This is a genomic window from Streptomyces sp. NPDC051020 (assembly GCF_040683105.1).
Classification (GTDB): domain Bacteria; phylum Actinomycetota; class Actinomycetes; order Streptomycetales; family Streptomycetaceae; genus Streptomyces.
Genome location: NZ_JBFBCG010000018.1, coordinates 88,337 through 106,730, shown reverse-complemented (window position 1 = coordinate 106,730; position 18,394 = coordinate 88,337). Strand labels below are relative to the sequence as shown.

The window sequence follows — 18,394 nt, the reverse complement described above, 5'->3', positions numbered from 1 at the left end:
CTGGTGCGTGCGATCGCAAGGCGGAGGGTCGCCCCGATACTGGGCGTATCGGGGCGAGCCCGACAACGCAGCGAGCGTGCGTGCCAGACGCCGCCTGGCAGGCGGGACTTTCGAAACACGCCCTAGGCGCGTCGGGCCAGGTGGACCGTGCGCGCCGTCAGCAGGAAGACGTCGGGGCGGTGGTGCAGTCCGGCCGGGTCCTCGGGGTCGAGCAGCCGGTCGAGTGTGGCGAGGTCGTCGGCGGCGAGTTCCCCGGCGAACATCTCGCGGCGGCGGGCAAATTCGTCGATGACATGGTCGCGCGCCTGGCCGGAGAGGGGTGCGGGCAGGTCGAGCAGGAAGCTGCGAGTGCCCTGCGGGGCCAGCCCCACCGCGGTGAACAGGGCGCTCCAGTCCTCGATCTCCCGCGTGGCCTCCGGGAGCGCCGCCCGCATCTCCTCGAACCACTCCGCGGTGATCGCGTCGAGCCTGGCCTCCAGGCCGGGCCGGCCGATGCCGATGTCGCGCGGAAGCTGACGGGGCGGCAGCCCGCCCTCCACGAGGGCGACGGTCCCGCCGTTGCGCAGCAGTCCGGCGAAGCCGGCGAGGACGGCGCGCTGGTCTCCCATGTGATGCAGGGCGTTGCCCGCCCAGATCAGGTCCGCTTCTCCCAACTTGGCGAGCTCGTCGGGGATTTCGGCGTGCAGGGTACGGACGCGGTCGCCGAGTCCGAGGCGTTGGGCGCGGGCCCGGGTGCGCTCGAGGAGTGCCGGAGTGCTGTCCACGGCGACGACTTCGGCCTCGGGGAACTCCTCGGCGAGCAGGCAGGAGATCACACCCGGTCCGCTGCCGATGTCCAGGACCCTGCGTACCTGCGGGGCGGTGGGCAGTCCGGCGATCCAGTGGGCGGCCGCCGCGTACTGGGGGCTGCTGAGCTCGCCGTTCCGCTCCAGCTGCGGACCCATGACGTCCCAGTCGAGGTCGGTGGTGTCGTGGTGGTGGCTGTGCCCGGTACGGTCGGGCCGGTCCTGGTTGCTGCTGTGATGAGGGCCGTGATCGGCGTGCTTCGTCATGCCGACAAGCCTCGCCGGGCCTCACGCAGGTGGCGAACTTTGTTGCCGGTTCGGCAAGCCGTGGCCTCTCCGGTACTCCTGGGGGCTGACGCCGCGGCCGCGTTTGAAGGCGGTGCTGAAGGCGAACGACCCGCTGTAGCCGACCTTCCGAGCCACTGCCTCCACGGTGGCGTCCGTCTCCCGCAGCAGATCCGCGGCGACGGCCAGGCGCCAGCCGGTCAGGTACGCCATCGGCGGCTCCCCCACCAGTTCAGTGAAGCGGCGGGCGAGTCCGGCCCGCGAGACTCCGGTCCGGGCGGCCAGTGCGGCGACCGTCCAGGGATGCGCCGGTTCGTTCTGCAGCAGCCGTAGCGCCTGTCCGACGACCGGGTCGCCCATCGCCCGGTACCAGGCCGGTCCCTCGGCCCCGGGCCGGGAGAACCAGCTGCGCAGTACGGCGATGAGCAGCAGATCGAGCAACCGGTCGAGGACCACGCTCTGGCCCGGCTCGTCCCGGGATATCTCGGCGTCGAGCAGCATCAGCAGGGGGTCGCTTCGGGCGTCGGAGGGCAGGAGGAGCAGCGGGGGCAGCGCGTCGAGGAGCCGCCTGCTGATCTCGCCCTCCAGCAGGTAGGTGCCGATGAGCATGTTCGCCGCGCCGTCGGGGGCGTTACCCCAGGTCCGTACCCCCAATTGCATGGACTCCGAGAGCGGCTCGCCGCGCAGGGTGCCGCAGGCGCCGCCGGGGCCGATCCGGGCGTGCGGCGCGGTGCCGGGGGTGTCGGCGACGGTGTACGGCTCCGGGCCGCGGGCGATGGCGATGTCACCGGGCCGCAGCAGCACCGGGTCCGGCGCGCCTGCGGGGACGATCCAGGCCTCACCGTGGGTCATGGACATCAGACAGAGCGGCGCCCGGTCCTCGATCCGTACGGACCAGGGCGGTTCCATCACCATGCGCAGCAGGAAGGCGCCTCTGGCCCGTGGTCCGTCGAGCAGTCCGGCGAGTGCGTCCATGGTCAGCAGCCTAGACGTACGCGTAGGGGTCTGAGCGGTTCGCGCATGGTCCCCGTGGAGCCTCCCCGCGACGCTTGAGTCATGACACGGAACACGGAGAACGTGAAGCGCGAGACAGTGTTGGTGACGAGCGGTACGGGAAAGACGGGCCGCCGGGTGGTGGAGCGGCTCGCCGCCCGCGGAGTGCCGGTACGGGCCGGCTCGCGCGGTGGCGAGGTCCGCTTCGACTGGGCGGACGAGTCGAGCTGGGCGCCCGCCCTTCGGGGCGTGGATGCCGCGTACGTCGCGTACTACCCCGATCTGGCGGCGCCCGGTGCCCCGGAGGCGATGGCGGCCTTCGGGCGGATCGCGGTGGAGAACGGGGTGCACCGGCTGGTGCTGCTCTCCGGGCGGGGCGAACCACAGGCGGTGGTGGCGGAGGAGAAGCTGCGGGCGGCGGCGGCCGGGGCCACGCTCACCGTCGTGCGGTCGGCGTTCTTCGCGCAGAACTTCAGCGAGGGCGCGCTGCTCGACGGGGTGTTCGGCGGTGAGGTGGTGTTCCCGGCGGGCGGGACCGCTGAGCCGTTCGTCGATGCCGACGACCTGGCGGATGTGGTGGTCGCCGCGCTCACCGAGGAGGGTCACGGGGGCCTGGTGCACGAACTGACCGGACCTCGGCTTCTGACCTTCGACGAGGTGGCGTCGGAGCTCACGCGGGCCGCGGGGCGCCAGGTGCGGTACATGCCGGTGACGGGACCTCAGTACGCTTCGGTCCTCGAGGAGTTCGGCATGTCGGGCGCCGAAGCGGGCTTCCTGGCCGAACTGTTCACGACGCTGCTGGACGGTCACAACGCGAGCACGACGGACGGGGTGGAGCGCGTGCTGGGGCGGGCTCCGAAGGACTTCGGCACGTTCGCGCGGGAGGCCGCGGAGGACGGGGCCTGGACGGTGGCGTAAGACCGTCCGGCACGTGGGGGGCGGCGTCGCGGGGCTGGGTGCGCACATCTGCGGCGTTGTCGTCGGTCACCAACTCCCCCATGGCCCGAAAGGCATGGGTGGGGCCCCCTTCGCGTTGCCTCCCTCCTCCGCCTGGCAGCTGCACGCACCCAGTCCCGCTCCTTCACCCACCCCCATGTGCCGGGCGGTCCAAGGAGGTCATCTGCCGGACCGCCGACCGACGCGGGCGACCCGATGCGGCCTGCGCGCCCCGATGACGCGCGGGATACGGACGGCCAAACCGTTGTCGGGCAGGTTCAGGCAGCCCGCCCGCAGGGGATTGCCTGAACCTGCAGTCTGCCGCCCGCGCGGGCGAGGGCGTCACCACGAACTCGGGGTCCTGCGATGCGGTCCCGGACGCCCCCGACCCCGCGGGACCTCAGCCCCTGCGTCGGAACGCCAGCAGCCGGTACTCCGGCTCGGGGCGCGGCCGGTCCGGTTCGGGCAGCGCCAGGAGCGCCGCCGCCAGTTCGTCCGCCGCCGCCCCCGGCAGCTCCAGACGTGAGACGAAGTAGCCGGCGCGCACAGCATGCGCGGCACTGCGCGGCGTCCGCCCCTGCCCGTGTCCGAGGAATCGATTCTCCCCCACCACATCGAGCCCGGCCTCCACCCCGTACGCGACGACCAGTTCCTCGGGGTCGGATGGGCTGGGACGCAGGTACGGGGCGAACAGCTCGTCGATGTCGCTGCCCACGTCGTGCGCCGCGTCCTTGTCGACCGTGGTGACGAACACACCGCCGGACCGCAGCACCCGTGCCGCCTCGGACACCACCGCCCGCACGTCACCCGCCCCCCCGCAACAGATGCAGCAGCCAGACCGTGCCCACGGCGTCGACCGCGGCGGCGGGCAGCGGCAGCCGCCGTGCGTCGGCCAGCGCCACGGCGCCGATCCGCTGCCGTGCGAACCGTGCCATGCCGTACGAGGCATCGGTGCCCAGCACCCGCAGTGCGGGCCGGGCCAGCGCCATCCGCTCGGTGACCAGTCCCGTACCGCAGCCGATGTCCAGCAGCGTGCGGGCGGACTCCGGGACCAGCCCGAGCAGCGCGCGAGCCGCCGCCTCGGCCCGGGGCACACCGCCGCGCGTCGCGTCGTATGCAGCCGCCTCAGCGTTGTAATCCAGCATGAGGGCGACTGCAGGGCAGCCGCCCCGTATCGCTGAACAGATAAGGACAGGGGGTGTATTGCCGGTTCACCTGGGCTCTCACCGCTGAACCGACGTACACGCGCCGACTCGCCGCGCACCCCCGATTCGGGTCGGGGGCGCCCCGACGAGCGCGGCGCCCTCGCTCCGTCACGCCGCGCCGTGCCCCGCGGCAATCGCCTCCACGCGCTCGGCAAGTTCCAGGTCGTTCTCGGTGACCACCCCGCCCGCGTCGTGCGTGTTCACCGACAGGGAGACGGTGTTGTAGCCGAGCGTCAGATCGGAGTGGTGGTTCAGCTCCTCCTGGATCTGCGCGACATGGATGGTGAGTCCGGCGGCGGCGAAGTGCGAGCGGAACCGGTATCTGCGGGTGATCCGGTCTCCCTCCAGCGCCCAGCCGGGCAGCTCGCGCAGCCGGTCCTCGATCTCTTTCTGCGACAATGGTTCGGCGGGCATGGTGCGGCTCCCTCACAAGGTCGATGTCGATGGGCGGTGCCGGTGACGTTACGGTCTCCGTATGACAACTGTCGCGCTTGACACGGGGGTAGGGCCACTGCTGCGCAGCTGGCGGGAGCAGCGCCGATTGAGCCAGCTGGAGCTGGCGCTGCGCGCGGACTCCTCGGCCCGCCACATCTCCTTCATCGAGACGGGCCGTTCCCGCCCCAGCGAGGAAATGATCCTCCGGCTGGCCGAGCATCTCGATGTACCGGTCAGGGAACGCAATGCCCTGCTGGTGGTGGCCGGTTATGCGCCCCGTTACGCGGAGACCGCGCTCGACGATCCCGCGATGGGCGCGCTGCGCGAGGGCATGGAGCAGCTGTTGCGGGGGTACGACCCGTATCCGGCGCTCGTCGTCGACGGGACGTATAACGTGGTGGCCGCCAATCGGGGTATCGCCATGATGCTGGAGGGGGTGGCCGAGCACCTGCTCGCACCTCCGCTCAACGCCATGCGGCTCACCCTCCACCCGGAGGGCGTGGCTCCGCGGATCCGCAATCTCCGGGAATGGCGGGCCGATCTGCTGGCGCAGATGGAACGTCAGATCGCGCTGGCCCGTTCGGCGGAGCTGCGTGAGCTGTACGAGGAGGTCGCCGCCTATCCCCTGCCGAAGAGCGCCGACGGGCAGGACGAGCCGGCGGGACCGCCGTCGGCACTGTCGTTCGCGTTGCCGATGGTGATTGAGCACGACGGGCGGGTGCTCTCATTCGTCTCCTCCATCGCGACGTTCAATACGCCGATGGACGTGACGGTGGCCGAATTGGCGATCGAGACGTTTCTGCCCGCCGACCAGGAAACCGCCGCGTATCTGAAGTCGCTCCCGTCCTGACGGTCCGTGTCCGGGTCGGAATCAGGATCGTGCCGTGACCGGGGTGCGGAACACAGGACCGCCGCGACGTGTGCCGCCGCCGCCCTGCTGGGCGGCGGCGGCACGCTGCGGGAGCGCGAAGCGGTTACACACGCGCCCCGTTGTCGAGCGGGTCCCGGCGTTTCGTCCCCGCGCGTGACGTGCGCCCGGGGGCACGCTTGCGGGCGGGCGGCGGGGCCTTGCTGCTCTTCTCCAGGGTGAGCGCGACCGGTACGGCGGTCAGGACCGAGGAGTACGTGCCGACGCAGATACCGATGAGCAGGGCGAGCGCGAAGTCCGCGAGGGAGTCGCCGCCCAGCACGGCGAGAGCGGCCAGGATGAAGAGTGCGCCCATGCCGGTGTTGACGGTTCTGGGAACGGTCTGCAGGACGGCGCGGTTGGCGATGGTCGCCACGGGTACGCGGCGCGCCTTCGCCCACAGTTCGCGGACCCGGTCGAAGACGACCACCGAGTCGTTGACGGAGTAGCCGATCACGGTGAGGAGGGCGGCCAGGAAGATGCCGTCGACGGTGCGGCCGAGCCAGGCGAACGCGCCGATCAGAATGATGACGTCATGGACGAGCGCGGCGACCGATGCCAGGGCGAACGTCCAGCGGAACCGAACCGCCAGATATCCGAGTTGCACGAGAACGGCGATGGCGAGCGCGATCAGCGCGTTGCGCCGCAGTTCGTCGCCGAGGCTGGGTCCGATGAGTTCGTCGCGGACCTTGGTGGTGTGGCCGCCCTCCTCGGCAAGGGCGGCACGCAGGGCGTGCTCCTCGTCGTTGCTGAGGTCCCCGGTACGTACGGAGAGGTCGCCCGCGCCCGCCGTGGTGACCTCGGCGTCGCCGAACCCCGCGTCGGCCAGGGCAGTGCGGGCGGTCTCCACGTCGACGGGCCGGCTGGTGGAGTACTCGACGAGCCGGCCTCCGGTGAACTCCACGCCCAGATTGACACCCCGTACGACGATACCGAGGACCGCGACGGCGATCAGCGCCGTGGAGATCAGCAGCCAGCGGCGGGGGGACCGGAACAGCTGCGGATCACGGCGGGCCAGCCAGGTCCGTACACGGCCGGGGCGGGCAATGCCGTTGACACCCCGGTAGTCGCTGACGAACCGCGAACGGGACGCGATCTCGGTGAGGGCGCGAGCGATGACGAGCGCCGAGAACATCGACGCGAGAACACCGATGGCGAGCGTGACTCCGAAGCCCTTGACCGGTCCCGAGCCGAGGAAGAAGAGCAGACCGGCTGCGATCAGGGTGGTGACGTTGGAGTCGGCGACCGCGCTCCAGGCGTTACGGAATCCGGCGGTCATCGCGGAGCGCAGGGAGCGGCCGGGACGTTCCGCGTACTCCTCCCTGGCGCGTTCGAAGACCAGCACATTCGCGTCGACCGCCATCCCGATGGCGAGGACGAAGCCGGCGAGTCCGGGGAGGGTGAGGGTGACGCCGAGAGCGACCAGCGCGGCGTACGAGATGACTCCGTACGCGGCCAGGGCCACCGCGGCGAGGGCGCCGAAGAGCCGGTAGACGAACGTGATGAAGAGGGCTGTGGCGGCGGCGCCGATGAGGGCGGCTTGGGCGCTGGCGTCGATGGCGGCGGCGCCGAGCGTCGGACCGACGGTCCGCTGTTCGACGATCTCGACGGGAAGGGGCAGCGCGCCGCCCTTGATGAGCAGCGCGAGGTCGCGGGCCTCGTCGGCGCCGAAGGAGCCGGTGATCTGTGTGGAGCCGGACGGAAGGCCGACGTTGCAGCCGACGGACGGGGCGACCTGGGGCGAGGAGATCACCTGGTCGTCGAGGACGATCGCGACCCTCCGCCGATCGTCCTGAACGGGATGACAGGCGGCTTCGCCGGTCAGCCGGGTCCAGTCCCGGCCCGCGCCCTTGTGGAAGTCGAGGGCAACGGTCCAGCCGGCGCCCTGCTGGGCATCGAAGGAGGCCGCGGCGTCCTTGACGCCCGCGCCGGTGAGCCGGGCCGGGCCGAGGGCGAGAGGGCGGCCCTCCTCGTCGGGCAGCGTCAGCCCGGTGGCCTTTCCCTTCTCCTGTTCCGTGCCGGGGCCCTGGACGGCGTGGAAGCTGAGCTGGGCGGTCCTGCCGATGACTTCGGCGGCCTTGCGCGGATCCTGGACGTCGGGCAGTTCGACGATGATCCGGTCCTCTCCGGACCGGGTCAGGGTCGGTTCGGAGACACCGAGCGAGTCGATGCGCTGGCGGAGCACCTCAAGGGTTTGGTCGGTGCTCTCCCGGTCCGCCTTCGTGGTGGCGGAGTCCTTGGCCTGGAGCACCATCCTGGTGCCGCCCTGAAGGTCGAGGCCGAATCTGGGTGACATGGTCAGCGTGATGAGCACGGAGACGAGCAGCACGGCCGCAGCCAGAACCGCTCGCACCGTGGTGGCGCGAGTCATGGAAATCCTCCGAGAGGGACGCCGGCCGCACTCGCCTCGGCAAGGACACGGCGTCAGGTCTGTCGAGCAGAACGGTGGCCGGGGAAACGGTCCGTCCTCGGAGGGCCGCGTACGCCGGGGAGCGCCACGCGGAGGGGATCGGCTGCGAAGGAGGGGGTGTCCGGGGCCCGTTGCCGAGCCGGAAGGGGTACGAGGATGCCGGGCGTCCCCGGCAGCAGGGCGCCGCCGGGGCCGGGCGGCGGCAGCTGGTGCTGGATGCGGATGTGGTCGGTGGCGACCCAGGGGCGAGGAACGGCCGGAAGAGCTGTGCGGTCGTGACCTGACGTGGCCGTGTCGGTCTGCCGGGTGTCGTGCGGGTGGCCGGGGCGGGTGGTCCGGTCGGTGTGCTGGGCGGACGGCGGAACGACAGCCGTGTGCGCGGCGGCGGGCGACGGACCGGACAGGGAGCGTGGCGGGGTTACAGCTCCGGCGGCCGCGACGGCTGCGGACGCGCCGCCGACGACGGCGAGCACGACGAGGAGGAACACGACCAGGGCGTGTGTCGGAAGTCCCGCCGTCCGCCCGAAGGGCGGGCCCGGCGGTGTCTGGTGCGTGCGATCGCAAGGCGGAGGATCGTCCTCGTACTGGGCGTACTCGGGCGACTTCGACAACGCGGCGAGGTGCCGTGCCGGACGTCGCGGGCCCACGAAGATCGGCCGGACAGGGCCTAGGGCCTGACGGGCCGCTGTCGCGCGCCCTCGGCGCGCCGTACGGTGTGCCGGGCTGTCCGGTCGCCCTCTCGGGAGTGTGTTCCCCGGGGGCGGCCCCGGGAAGGGGGTCACCTCGCCGGGCCGGGCAGGGCCGGTGCCGCGGCGGCGTGCCGGAGCGCGGAGCTGAGGATCAGCCCGGCGCCGCGGACCACCGTGGTGGCCGGGTCGTCGGCGAGCCGCACCGGAACCCCGAGGCGGACCGCGATCCGGTTGGTGATGTCGGGGCGCAGGGCACCGCCTCCGGCGAGCAACGGTCCCTTGCGCAGGGCTCCGAGGACCGCGCCGTGCCGGTCCTGCTGCCACATCTCCATGATCATGTCCAGTGCGGTGCGGACGACGGGGGTGGGCGGCTCGGCGGGTCCGAGGTCGCTGAGTCCGGTCTCGGCCTCGCGGGCATCCCGGACCATTCCGTCGACCAGGAGGGTGACTTCGGTCAGCTCGGCGCCGATGTCGACGACGAGCAGCGGGCCGCCGTCCTGCGGCCCGCCGCATGCGGCGGCGGCCCTGGCGCTGTTCAGCACGATGACGCTCGTCGGCCCGAGTGCGGCGAGGAGCTCCCGCGCCTCGGCGCGGTGTTCGGGCCCGGCGAGGACCGGGTGGCTGAGGACGATCAGGGTCTCGCTGCGGTCGGTGCCCAGTGCCGTGTCGGCGATGCGGCTGAGTATCCGGCCGCAGGACTCGCGGTCGACGATGCGCCCGCGCCGGACCGGACGGCCGTGGCCGCGCGCACCCTGGGGATCGTCGGTGGATTCGGCGTCGGCGTCGGTGACGATGCCGAGTCCGGGGACCCAGGCGCGCGTGCGGGAACTGCCGAGGTCGAGGGCGAGTCCGCGGGTGACACCGCGGTATCCCTGGCGGACGGACCGGCCGTGTCGCAGTCCGTCGTGCGGAGAATGCATCGTCCCTCATCCCCCGGCCTGCCGCAGCAGCCGTTCACACACTCGTCGGCTCGCCGATAGCGAGGCATGACCGAGCCCTCACTATGCAATAAGAAGGCAAAGAAAGCCACTCTCAGGCAAAATCCAAGGGCTCGGCGCGCCCGCCCGTCCGCCCTCGAGGACGGGCGCCCGCGCGTGAGCCCCTCACGCCCCCGACGGCAGGAACTCGGCGATCAGTGTGGCGAACTCGTCGGGCGCGGCGATCCGCACGCCGAGGTCCTCCGCCTTGGTGCGCTTGGACCCGGCCTTCTCGCCGGCGACGAGCAGCGTGGTGCGCTTGGAGACGCTGGACGAGGACTTCCCGCCGGCCCGCTCGATCAGCTCGTTCATCTGGTTCCGGGAGAGCTTCTCCAGCGCCCCGGTCATGGCCCCGGTGACGACCACGGTCATTCCGTCAAGCGGCCCTTCGGCCGCCGTCTCACCGTCCGCGACGACGGCAGCCGCGTCCGTGCGCTCCTCGCCCGGCTCCGGCGGCGGCGTCGCGCCGGGCTCCACCATGGTGACTCCGGCGGCGACCAGCTTCTCGATCAGCGGGGCGAGCTCGACCAGTTCCGCGACCACCCCGGCGGCCTTCTCCTTGCCGATGCCGTCGACCCGCTGGAGCGTGTCGACGTCGGCGGCGCGGATCCGGTCCATGCTGGCGAAGTAGCGGGCGATACGCCGCGACATCGAACGCCCCGTGCCCCGTACGCCCAGGGCGCAGAAGACCCGGGAGAGCGGGCGGGTACGCGCCGTCTCGATGGCGGCCAGGAGGTTGTCGGTGCTCGTCTCACCCATCCGCTCCAGGCCGAGCAGCTGCTCGCGTTCAAGGGTGAAGAGATCGGCGAAGTCGGTGACCAGGCCGGCATCGACGAGCTGGACGACGCGGGTCGCGCCGAGGCCCTCGATGTCGAGCTGGTCGCGGCCCGCCGCATACGAGATGGAGGCGACGAGGCGGCAGTCGCGGCCCCGGACACAGCGCCAGCGCTGCTCGCTCGTGTCGATCTCGGAACCGCACTGCGGACATGTCTCGGGGAAGACGATGGGCTGCTCGTCGCCGGTCCGCAGATGGGCGACCGGTGCCTCGATGCGGGGGATGATGTCGCCGGCCTTGTAGACCATCACCCGGTCACCCAGGCGCAGATCGCGGCGGGTGATGTCGGCGGGGTTGTGAAGCGTGGCGTAACTCACAGTCGATCCGTCGATCTCGACGGGTTCCAGCACCGCGCGCGGGGCGATGATGCCGGTCCTGCCGACGTTCCACTCGACGCCGAGGAGCCGGGTGACCTTCTCGACGGCCGGGAGCTTGTACGCGATGGCCCAGCGCGGCGCCCGGGTGCCCGTACCGGCCTCGCGCTGGTCGGCCGCGAGATCGGCCTTGATCACGATGCCGTCGATACCGAACGGCAACGAGGCGCGCAGCGCGGCGATTTCCTCGACCCGGGCCTGCACCTGATCGACCGTGGTGACGGTGCGCGGCGCCACGTCCGTGTCGGCCGCGGTGTGCACGCCGAGCCCGGCGACGTACCCGAGGACTTCGCTGTGCGGGAGTCCGGCCAGCGTGTCGGTCAGCTCGCCGGACTCGGGCAGTGGCAGGGCGCCGTACGCGAAGAACGTCATCTCGACCGTGTAGGGGCGGTCCTTGGCGCGGAGGGTTCCCGCCGCGCCGTTCCTCGGGTTGGCGAAGGGGGCGCCGCCGTGCTCGGTGCGGGCCGTGTTGGCCTGTTCGAACTGCTCGTTCGTCATCAGGATCTCGCCGCGGACCTCTATCGTCACCGGCTCGCCGAGCTGCTCCGGGAGCCCGACGACGGTGCCGACTGCATGCGACACGTCCTCGCCCGCCGTGCCGTCGCCCCGGGTGATCAGGCGCTCCAAGCGGCCCGACCGGTAGCGGGCTGCGACCGCGAGCCCGTCGAGCTTGGGCTCCACGCTCCACGCATCGACCGGTCTGCCGATCCGGCGCTCCAGGGACGCCGTCCAGGTGGCGAACTGCTCGGCGGAGAACACGTTGTCCAGGGAGAGCATCGGCACCGTGTGCGGTACGTCCCCGCCCGCGGCGCCGCCGGCCACCTTGCCGGTCGGCGAGGCGGCCAGCACGTCCTGCGGGTGCTCCTCCTCGTATGCGGCGATCCCGCGCACCAGCCGGTCGTACGCGTCGTCGTCGAGCGTGCTCTCGCCTGCGGCGTAGTACGCCGCGGCGGCCGCCGACGCTTCTTCGACCGCGGCGGCGTAGGAGGCGGCATCGGCGAGCACAACAGCTGAGTTCGTCATGGGCACCATCCTGCCGTCCACCACTGACAATGCCCCTCAGCCGGCCTCCGCCGCCGTCCCGTCCGCCCTGCCGGAATCATCGGCGTCGTCCGAAGTCAGCGGTACCTGCGGTCCGGAACACTCCCGCAGCCAGCGCCGCAGCACCTCATGCACCTGCTCGGCCCCCACCAGCTCCCCACCGTCCGCACCCGGCCCCGCCGATATGCGAGAGGTCACCGGCTCCGACATGCTGCGCGGGTGGAGCAGGAACGGCCGGGACTGCTCGCCTCCCAACCCGCCGTGGGAGCCGATCTGTTCCTCGAAGGCGTGCACACAGCCCGTGGTGGGGTCGTAGATCGAGTTGACCATCACATCGGCGACATGCGGGAAGGTGTCGGTGCGCCGCACCGCGTCCGCCGCGCCCGGGCCGAACGGCTCCAGCAGGCCTTCCCCGTCCGCCAGTTCCGACACCGGTGTCTGTGCGCCGCCACGCCCCAGCACCACCGATCCGTGCAGCTCGCTGCGGACCAGCAGGAAGCCGATGCCGGGGTGGTTGGCGAGGGTGCTCAGCAGCGCGGGATGGCGGCGGTCGAGCTGTTCGCGGGTCGCGCGCCCGTCGATGTCGGGGAAGGAGATCAGGCCGAGGTTGCCGGAGGCGAGGACGACCGGGCCGGACGGGGTCGCGGGGAGTTCCGCCTCTCCTTCCTCGACGGGCCGGTGCAGGGCGATCCGTACCGCGTCCCGCGCCTCCGAGCCGCTCTTCGTACGCTGCGCCCGCCGGGGCACGGGCAGCCCGCAGCCCGCCCGCACCAGGTCCTTGAGCGTCAGCCCGTACGCCCCGGCGAAGGTCTCCCCCGGACTCTGTCCGTGGTCGGAGAGCAACACGATCCGGTAGCGGCGAGGGGTGTGTTCGGCGACCTTGACGATCAGGGCGAGGGAACGGTCCAGGCGCGCGAGGACCTTGTCGGCGTCGCGGCTGTGGGGCCCGGAGTGGTGCGCCACTTCGTCGTACGCGACGAGGTCGGCGTAGACGGCGGTGCGTCCGGCGAACATGTCCCCGATGAGCGCCGCGACCACCACGTCGCGCTCGACGACGGTCGCGAAGGCACGGATGAAGGGGTAGAGCCCGCCGCGCTTGATCCGGGGTGCGTCCTTCCGGATCCGTGCCCGGGTCGACTGGCCGATCTCCCGGCCGACCTCGGCGACGAACGACAGGGCGGTACGGACGGCGTTGGCCGGGTCGGAGAAATACGCGAAGTAACCGGCCCGGGAGCGGCGCCCCTTGCCACGCCGGGCAGCCATCGACAGGACGAGGGCGAGCTGGTCGGCGCCGCCGCTGAAGAGGTTTCCCCGGCTGGCGCCGTCGAGGGTGAGCAGCCCGCCGTCTCGGGTGCGCACGATGGCGCGGCGCTGCAGTTCGAGGGCGCTCGCGGGTCTGCTGGAGACCATGACGTCGCCGGTCTCCTTCTCGTACCAGCGGAAGGCGGGGATGTCGAAGTTGCTGCCGTGCAGGATGCCCAGCTGGCTCGCGCCGGTCTGGCTGGACCAGTCGGTGCGCCACGGGGTGAGCCGGTGGCCCGACCCATCGGCGAGCCAGTGCGCGACGGTGGGCATCAGACCGCCCGCGGCGGCCCGCGCGAGCACGTCGTGGCCGACGCCGTCGAGCTGGATGAAGACCGTACCCGGCGGTCCGCTGCGGCCGCCGTCCCCGCCGCTGCGACGGCGGCGCCGGTCGGCGAGGCGGGAGAGCCTGCGGCGGTAGGCATTGTCGTCACGGACGGCGAGTGCGGTGGAGGTCGCGGAGGCGACGGCGGACATCACGGCGGCGACGACGACCGCGGTCTCCGGATTGACTGCGCCGCGCCCGTCCGGGATGAGCCGCAGGGCGACGAGCAGCAGCGAGCCGTTGAGGAAGAAGACCAGCATCCCGAGGACGAAGGCGGGCACGATGAGCAGCGCCCGCACGACGACCGGCCAGACCAGCGCGGAGAGCAGACCGAACGCGCCGGCGCCCCAGGCAGCGGTGAACGCGATCTTGGTGAAGCTGTCGCCGTTGTCCGACTGGAGCTGGAAGTCGGGCAGAATCCCCGCGAGTATCAGCATGGTGAGGGTTGAGACGCCCCACACCACCAACACTCGCATCAGGGCGCTGCCGGCCGTACGCCATCGCCCGTCACTCACGCCGTTCCCACCTCACACGTCCGGGCCCTGCCGTTCCCGACCCGACCCCAGCCTTTCACAGCAGCTTCGCACGGCGCGGAGCCCGGGGCGGGCGACGGTCAGCAGCCGTCGTATCCGGCGGTCGGCATGGAGAGCCTGCGGTGCACGCTCGCCTTCATGCGGGAGCTGTACGACGGCTCGTCGAAACCGGCGAACTCCAGCCGTACGCCTCGCCGCTCGCACTCCGCGGAGAACTCCGGCACCGAGGTGAGTGCCCGGGCGAGCACCCGGTCGTTGGGCGCCACGAAGAGTTCGACGTCATCGTCGTCGACATCCGCCCACAGCGCGTGGTGGTCGGGGCGCAGCCCGTAGAACCGCAATTGCCGCGTGACCACGTAGCCCTGTTCTGCAGCCCAGCGGGCGCACATGGCGTGCTGGCTGCGCGTGTCCACGAGGAACGGGTCGCTGTCGAGCTCCTCCAGCGGCGTGAGACTGGCGATGGCCGCCACCCGTACGTCCTCCATGGGCGTTCCCCCCGTGCTAGGCGTACGGGCGACCCTACCTCTCCGACTCCCGTACAAAAAGGCGTATGTCAGGCCGGGAGGAGTACGTGCCGGCACACACATGCGCCCCCGGCGCCGGGGTGGCACCCGGGGCGGGGGCGCATGGAGGGGCAGGTGTCAGAGCGAGGTCATGACGTGCTTGATGCGCGTGTAGTCCTCGAAGCCGTACGCGGAGAGGTCCTTGCCGTAGCCCGACTGCTTGTAGCCGCCGTGCGGCATCTCGGCGACGAGCGCCATGTGCGTGTTGATCCACACGCAACCGAAGTCGAGGTTCTTCGACATCCGCATCGCCCGTGCGTGGTCCTTGGTCCACACCGAGGAGGCGAGGGCGTAGTCGACGCCGTTCGCGTACTCCACGGCCTGGGCCTCGTCCGTGAACGACTGGACGGTCATGACGGGTCCGAAGACCTCGTTCTGGACGATCTCGTCGTCCTGCCGCAGACCGGAGACGACGGTCGGGGCGTAGAAGTAGCCCTTGTCGCCGACCCGGTGGCCGCCCGCCTCGACCCTGGCGTGGGCGGGGAGGCGGTCGATGAAGCCGCTGACCTGGGCGAGCTGACCCGCGTTGTTGAGCGGGCCGTACAGCACGTCTTCGTCGTCCGGCTGCCCGGTCCTGGTGTCGGCCGCGGCCTTGGCGAGGGCGGCGACGAACGCGTCGTGGACGGACTCCTGGACCAGGACGCGGGTCGCGGCGGTGCAGTCCTGGCCGGCGTTGAAGAAGCCGCCGACGATCAGGTCCTCGACCGCCTTCTCCAGGTCGGCGTCCTCGAAGACGACGGCCGGGGCCTTGCCACCGAGCTCCAGGTGGACACGCTTGACGTCCTTGGCGGCGCTCTGCGCGACCTGGATGCCGGCCCGGACCGAACCGGTGATGGACGCCATCGCCGGGGTGGGGTGCTCGACCATCATCCGGCCGGTCTCACGGTCGCCGCAGATCACGTTGAAGATGCCGCGGGGCAGCTCCAGCTCCTCCAGAACGCCGCCGATGATCTCGGCGATGAGCACGGTGGAGGCCGGGGTGGTGTCCGAGGGCTTGAGGACCACGGCGTTGCCCGCGGCGAGCGCGGGCGCGAACTTCCAGACCGCCATGAGGAGCGGGTAGTTCCAGGGTGCTACCTGGGCGCAGACGCCGACCGGCTCGCGGCGGATGATCGAGGTCATCCCCTCCATGTACTCGCCGGCCGAGCGGCCTTCGAGCATCCGCGCCGCACCCGCGAAGAAGCGGACCTGGTCGATGGCGGGGGCCAGTTCCTCGCTGCGGGTGAGGTGGAGCGGCTTGCCGGTGTCCCGGCTCTCCGCGGCGACGAGTTCGTCGGCGCGCGCCTCCATCGCGTCGGCGATCTTCAGCAGGGCCAGCTGGCGTACGGACGGGGTGGTGTCGCGCCAGACGGGGAACGCGGCAGCGGCGGCCACCATCGCCGCGTCGACGTCCGCGGCGCCGGAGAGCGGGGAGGTGGCGTAGACCTCGCCGGTGCTGGGGTCCACGACATCGAGCGTGCGGCCGTCCGAGGCGTCCGCGAAGGCGCCGTCGATGTAGTTGCGGAACGTGATGCTCATGGAACCGGTCTTTCTCATGGTCGGGCGGCGGTACGGGTGGTGCTCGTGGTCACCCGGTGGTGCGGGCAGACGTTCGGCGCGGCGGTGCCGTCAGCCGGTGGTGCGGGCGGACAGGTGCTCGTGGACGGCGGGCCAGCTGCCGTCCTCAGCGCGGGCGAAGATGATCGTCTCCCGCTCGTGGACGGTCTCCTCGCCGGCCCGGGTGGCGATCCTGGTCTCGACGTCGTGGCTGAAGACGGCGGTGGAGCCGAGGTGCTGGATCAGCTGTCCGGTGGAGGTGCAGGCCAGGATCCGGAAGTCGTCCTCGGCCACCCACTGCTGCCACAGCGCTCGGTACTCGGCCGTGGAGGCGAGCCGCTGCGGGGTGGAGTGGAAGACGAAGGTGGCGTCCGGCGCGAAGGCACCGAAGTAGTCGTCGAGGCGTCCCTCGGCGAAGGCGGCGACGAGCGCGTCGGCGGCGGCCCGGATCTCCTGGACGGGGGTGTTCTCGGTCGTGTTCATGGGTGGCTCCTGGTGACAGGCGGGGCGAGCGCTCAGTGAGCGGCGGCGGGTTCGGCGGCGAAGGGCTCCTCCGTACCGCCGGTGATCGGCGGGACCTCGGTGTCCGACGCCCGGACGATTCGGGGTCCGTCCGGCCCGTACACCCCGCGCGGCTCCGGGAACACGGTGAGCAGGGTGAGGTAGAGCACGGCCGCCAGGGCGAGACCGACCGGCAGGGAGATGTCCGCACCGTTCGCGAGGTTGCCGAGCGGGCCGACGAACTGGCCGGGCAGGTTGGTGAAGAGGAGCGCCACGACGGCCGAGATGACCCAGGTGGACATGCCGCGCCAGTTCCAGCCGTGGTTGAACCAGTAGCGTCCACCGGTCTGACGGCGGTTGAAGACCTGGAGGGCGTCCGCGTCGTACCAGCCGCGCCGGGTGAAGTAGCCGAGGGCCATGACGATCATCCACGGGGCCGTGCACGTGATGATCAGGGTGGCGAAGGTGGAGATGGACTGCGCGAGGTTGAGCGCGAACCGGCCGACGAAGATGAAGGCGATCGACAGGGCCCCGATGAAGAACGTCGACTGGACCCGGCTGAAGCGCGTGAACACGCTGGAGACGTCGAGCCCGGTGCCGTACAGCGCGGTCGTGCCGGTGGAGAGGCCACCGATCAGGGCGATCAGGCAGAGCGGCAGGAAATACCAGCCGGGCGAGATGGCGAGCAGTCCGCCGACGTAGTTGGGGGCGGCCGGGTCGACGTACTTCGCGGCCTTGGCGGCGATGATCGAGGCGGTGGCCAGGCCGAAGAGGAACGGCAGCAGGGTGGCGACCTGGGCGAGGAACGCGGCGCCCATGACCCGGCGGCGCGGCGTGGCGGTCGGGGTGTAGCGCGACCAGTCGCCGAGGAAGGCGCCGAACGAGACCGGGTTGGACAGGACGATCAGCGCGGAGCCGATGAAGGCCAGGCGCCCGGCGGTCCGGCCGGGTTCCTTGTCGCGTACGAGCGGGAGGGTGCCCAGCCCGCCGGACTCGCCGTCGTCCAGCACATCGCCACAGTGGCGGCGCTGCGGGTCGCGATGGTGCGCAACGAGCGCGAGACGCTGCGCCGCGAGGGCGCGGAGACCCTCGCCGAGCTGCTGCAGGAGGTCCTCGACCCGGAAGCGGCACGGCGCAGGCTCGCTCGGCATGCGATCGAGGGCGACACCGTGCTGCTCGTGGTCCGGCAGACCACGGACGAGGCGCTGTTGCGCTGCCTCCAGGTCCATCCGCATCTGCTGCTCACCCGGGGCGAGGACCGCTATGTCCTCGGGGCGCCGCAGCTGGCCGTGGAGATCGGCGGGCTGCCGGGCGTGGCGGCCGGGATGAGCCGCCCGTTCCTGCCGGGCGCTGCGCTGCGGGTCGCGCAGCGCGAGGCGCTCTGGGCGGTCTCGAAGGCCGTCGAGTCGGGCCGCCCGATGATCCGTTACGGGGACGATTCCATGGGCCGCTGGCTGCCCGACGACCCGGCGGTCCTGACCGCGCTGGTCGAGCATGTCCTCGGTGAGGTGCTGCGCTACGACGAGGCGCACGATTCGCAGCTGCTGGTCTCTGCCCGCACCTGGATGGAGCGCGACCGCCGCACGGATGCGGCGGCGGCCGCGCTCCACATCCATCCCAACACCCTGACGTACCGGCTGCGGCGATTCGGTTCGCTGGCCGACCGCGATCTGGCGTCGACGGGGGCGCTGGCGGAGGTCTGGCTGGCGATCCAGGCAGCGGGGGCGCTGGGGCTGACGGACTGAGGGCGCCTCTTCGGTTC

General features: G+C 71.7%; 14 protein-coding genes and 2 pseudogenes. 3 read left to right on the top strand and 13 right to left on the bottom strand.

From position 1 onward, the window contains the following. Positions 1–122 precede the first annotated feature (122 nt). Positions 123–1,052 (bottom strand): class I SAM-dependent methyltransferase, encoded by a 930-nt coding sequence (locus tag AB0N06_RS12820; protein WP_366134703.1) that lies wholly within the window; start codon positions 1,050–1,052, stop codon positions 123–125. 21 nt (positions 1,053–1,073) lie between these two features. Next, positions 1,074–2,045 carry an AraC family transcriptional regulator gene (locus AB0N06_RS12815; protein ID WP_366134702.1) on the bottom strand — a complete coding sequence of 324 codons (972 nt, stop codon included), beginning with the start codon at positions 2,043–2,045 and terminating at the stop codon, positions 1,074–1,076. 81 nt (positions 2,046–2,126) lie between these two features. Between AB0N06_RS12815 and AB0N06_RS12810 the strand changes: the two genes are divergently transcribed. Continuing rightward, positions 2,127–2,981: an NmrA family transcriptional regulator gene (locus AB0N06_RS12810; RefSeq protein WP_366134701.1), complete on the top strand. Its 855-nt coding sequence runs from the start codon at positions 2,127–2,129 to the stop codon at positions 2,979–2,981. A 418-nt stretch (positions 2,982–3,399) separates the two neighbouring features. Here AB0N06_RS12810 and AB0N06_RS12805 read toward each other — a convergent pair. Then, positions 3,400–4,144, bottom strand: a pseudogene (locus AB0N06_RS12805) (class I SAM-dependent methyltransferase). A gap of 168 nt (positions 4,145–4,312) precedes the next feature. Further along, positions 4,313–4,618: a 4a-hydroxytetrahydrobiopterin dehydratase gene (locus AB0N06_RS12800; RefSeq protein ID WP_358858558.1), complete on the bottom strand. Its 306-nt coding sequence runs from the start codon at positions 4,616–4,618 to the stop codon at positions 4,313–4,315. Positions 4,619–4,679: 61 nt separating this feature from the next. Here AB0N06_RS12800 and AB0N06_RS12795 point away from each other — a divergent pair, with 61 nt between their 5' ends. Beyond that, positions 4,680–5,489, top strand: a complete 810-nt coding sequence (locus AB0N06_RS12795) for a helix-turn-helix transcriptional regulator (protein WP_366134700.1) — start codon at positions 4,680–4,682, stop codon at positions 5,487–5,489. A gap of 124 nt (positions 5,490–5,613) precedes the next feature. Here AB0N06_RS12795 and secD read toward each other — a convergent pair whose 3' ends face one another. The 9 genes and pseudogenes from secD to AB0N06_RS12750 all read right to left on the bottom strand — a co-directional run. Next, a complete protein-coding gene (gene secD, locus AB0N06_RS12790; protein WP_366134699.1) occupies positions 5,614–7,917 on the bottom strand; it encodes a protein translocase subunit SecD in 2,304 nt (767 codons plus the stop codon). Positions 7,918–7,970: 53 nt separating this feature from the next. Beyond that, positions 7,971–8,444 carry a hypothetical protein gene (locus AB0N06_RS12785; RefSeq protein WP_366134698.1) on the bottom strand — a complete coding sequence of 158 codons (474 nt, stop codon included), beginning with the start codon at positions 8,442–8,444 and terminating at the stop codon, positions 7,971–7,973. Between the two features lie 290 nt (positions 8,445–8,734). After that, the gene (locus AB0N06_RS12780) at positions 8,735–9,565 is read right to left on the bottom strand and encodes a rod shape-determining protein (protein ID WP_366134697.1); all 831 of its coding nucleotides are present in this window, start codon (positions 9,563–9,565) and stop codon (positions 8,735–8,737) included. 183 nt (positions 9,566–9,748) lie between these two features. Then, on the bottom strand, positions 9,749–11,863 hold the full coding sequence (gene ligA / locus AB0N06_RS12775; protein WP_366134696.1) for an NAD-dependent DNA ligase LigA: 2,115 nt from the start codon (positions 11,861–11,863) through the stop codon (positions 9,749–9,751). A 27-nt stretch (positions 11,864–11,890) separates the two neighbouring features. Continuing rightward, positions 11,891–14,014 carry an alkaline phosphatase family protein gene (locus tag AB0N06_RS12770; protein WP_366134695.1) on the bottom strand — a complete coding sequence of 708 codons (2,124 nt, stop codon included), beginning with the start codon at positions 14,012–14,014 and terminating at the stop codon, positions 11,891–11,893. Between the two features lie 98 nt (positions 14,015–14,112). Continuing rightward, entirely contained in the window at positions 14,113–14,517 is a 405-nt protein-coding gene (locus tag AB0N06_RS12765) for a hypothetical protein (protein WP_366134694.1), read from the bottom strand. A gap of 156 nt (positions 14,518–14,673) precedes the next feature. Next, positions 14,674–16,113: a gamma-aminobutyraldehyde dehydrogenase gene (locus tag AB0N06_RS12760; RefSeq protein WP_366134693.1), complete on the bottom strand. Its 1,440-nt coding sequence runs from the start codon at positions 16,111–16,113 to the stop codon at positions 14,674–14,676. A 90-nt stretch (positions 16,114–16,203) separates the two neighbouring features. Further along, positions 16,204–16,614, bottom strand: coding sequence for a nuclear transport factor 2 family protein (locus AB0N06_RS12755; protein ID WP_366134692.1), 411 nt, complete (start codon positions 16,612–16,614; stop codon positions 16,204–16,206). 32 nt (positions 16,615–16,646) lie between these two features. Beyond that, a pseudogene (locus AB0N06_RS12750) lies at positions 16,647–17,558 on the bottom strand (cytosine permease); the annotation flags it as partial. A 93-nt stretch (positions 17,559–17,651) separates the two neighbouring features. Between AB0N06_RS12750 and AB0N06_RS12745 the strand changes: the two are divergent. Continuing rightward, positions 17,652–18,377 (top strand): helix-turn-helix domain-containing protein, encoded by a 726-nt coding sequence (locus AB0N06_RS12745; protein WP_366134691.1) that lies wholly within the window; start codon positions 17,652–17,654, stop codon positions 18,375–18,377. Positions 18,378–18,394 lie beyond the last annotated feature (17 nt).

What these genes read in the sequence shown, in the direction of transcription:
- AB0N06_RS12820 (WP_366134703.1), bottom strand. Translation starts at nt 1,052, where the DNA reads ATGACGAAGCACGCCGATCACGGCCCTCATCACAGCAGCAACCAGGAC.
- AB0N06_RS12815 (WP_366134702.1), bottom strand. Translation starts at nt 2,045, where the DNA reads ATGGACGCACTCGCCGGACTGCTCGACGGACCACGGGCCAGAGGCGCC.
- AB0N06_RS12810 (WP_366134701.1), top strand. Translation starts at nt 2,127, where the DNA reads ATGACACGGAACACGGAGAACGTGAAGCGCGAGACAGTGTTGGTGACG.
- AB0N06_RS12800 (WP_358858558.1), bottom strand. Translation starts at nt 4,618, where the DNA reads ATGCCCGCCGAACCATTGTCGCAGAAAGAGATCGAGGACCGGCTGCGC.
- AB0N06_RS12795 (WP_366134700.1), top strand. Translation starts at nt 4,680, where the DNA reads ATGACAACTGTCGCGCTTGACACGGGGGTAGGGCCACTGCTGCGCAGC.
- secD (WP_366134699.1), bottom strand. Translation starts at nt 7,917, where the DNA reads ATGACTCGCGCCACCACGGTGCGAGCGGTTCTGGCTGCGGCCGTGCTG.
- AB0N06_RS12780 (WP_366134697.1), bottom strand. Translation starts at nt 9,565, where the DNA reads ATGCATTCTCCGCACGACGGACTGCGACACGGCCGGTCCGTCCGCCAG.
- ligA (WP_366134696.1), bottom strand. Translation starts at nt 11,863, where the DNA reads ATGGTGCCCATGACGAACTCAGCTGTTGTGCTCGCCGATGCCGCCTCC.
- AB0N06_RS12765 (WP_366134694.1), bottom strand. Translation starts at nt 14,517, where the DNA reads ATGGAGGACGTACGGGTGGCGGCCATCGCCAGTCTCACGCCGCTGGAG.
- AB0N06_RS12760 (WP_366134693.1), bottom strand. Translation starts at nt 16,113, where the DNA reads ATGAGCATCACGTTCCGCAACTACATCGACGGCGCCTTCGCGGACGCC.
- AB0N06_RS12755 (WP_366134692.1), bottom strand. Translation starts at nt 16,614, where the DNA reads ATGAACACGACCGAGAACACCCCCGTCCAGGAGATCCGGGCCGCCGCC.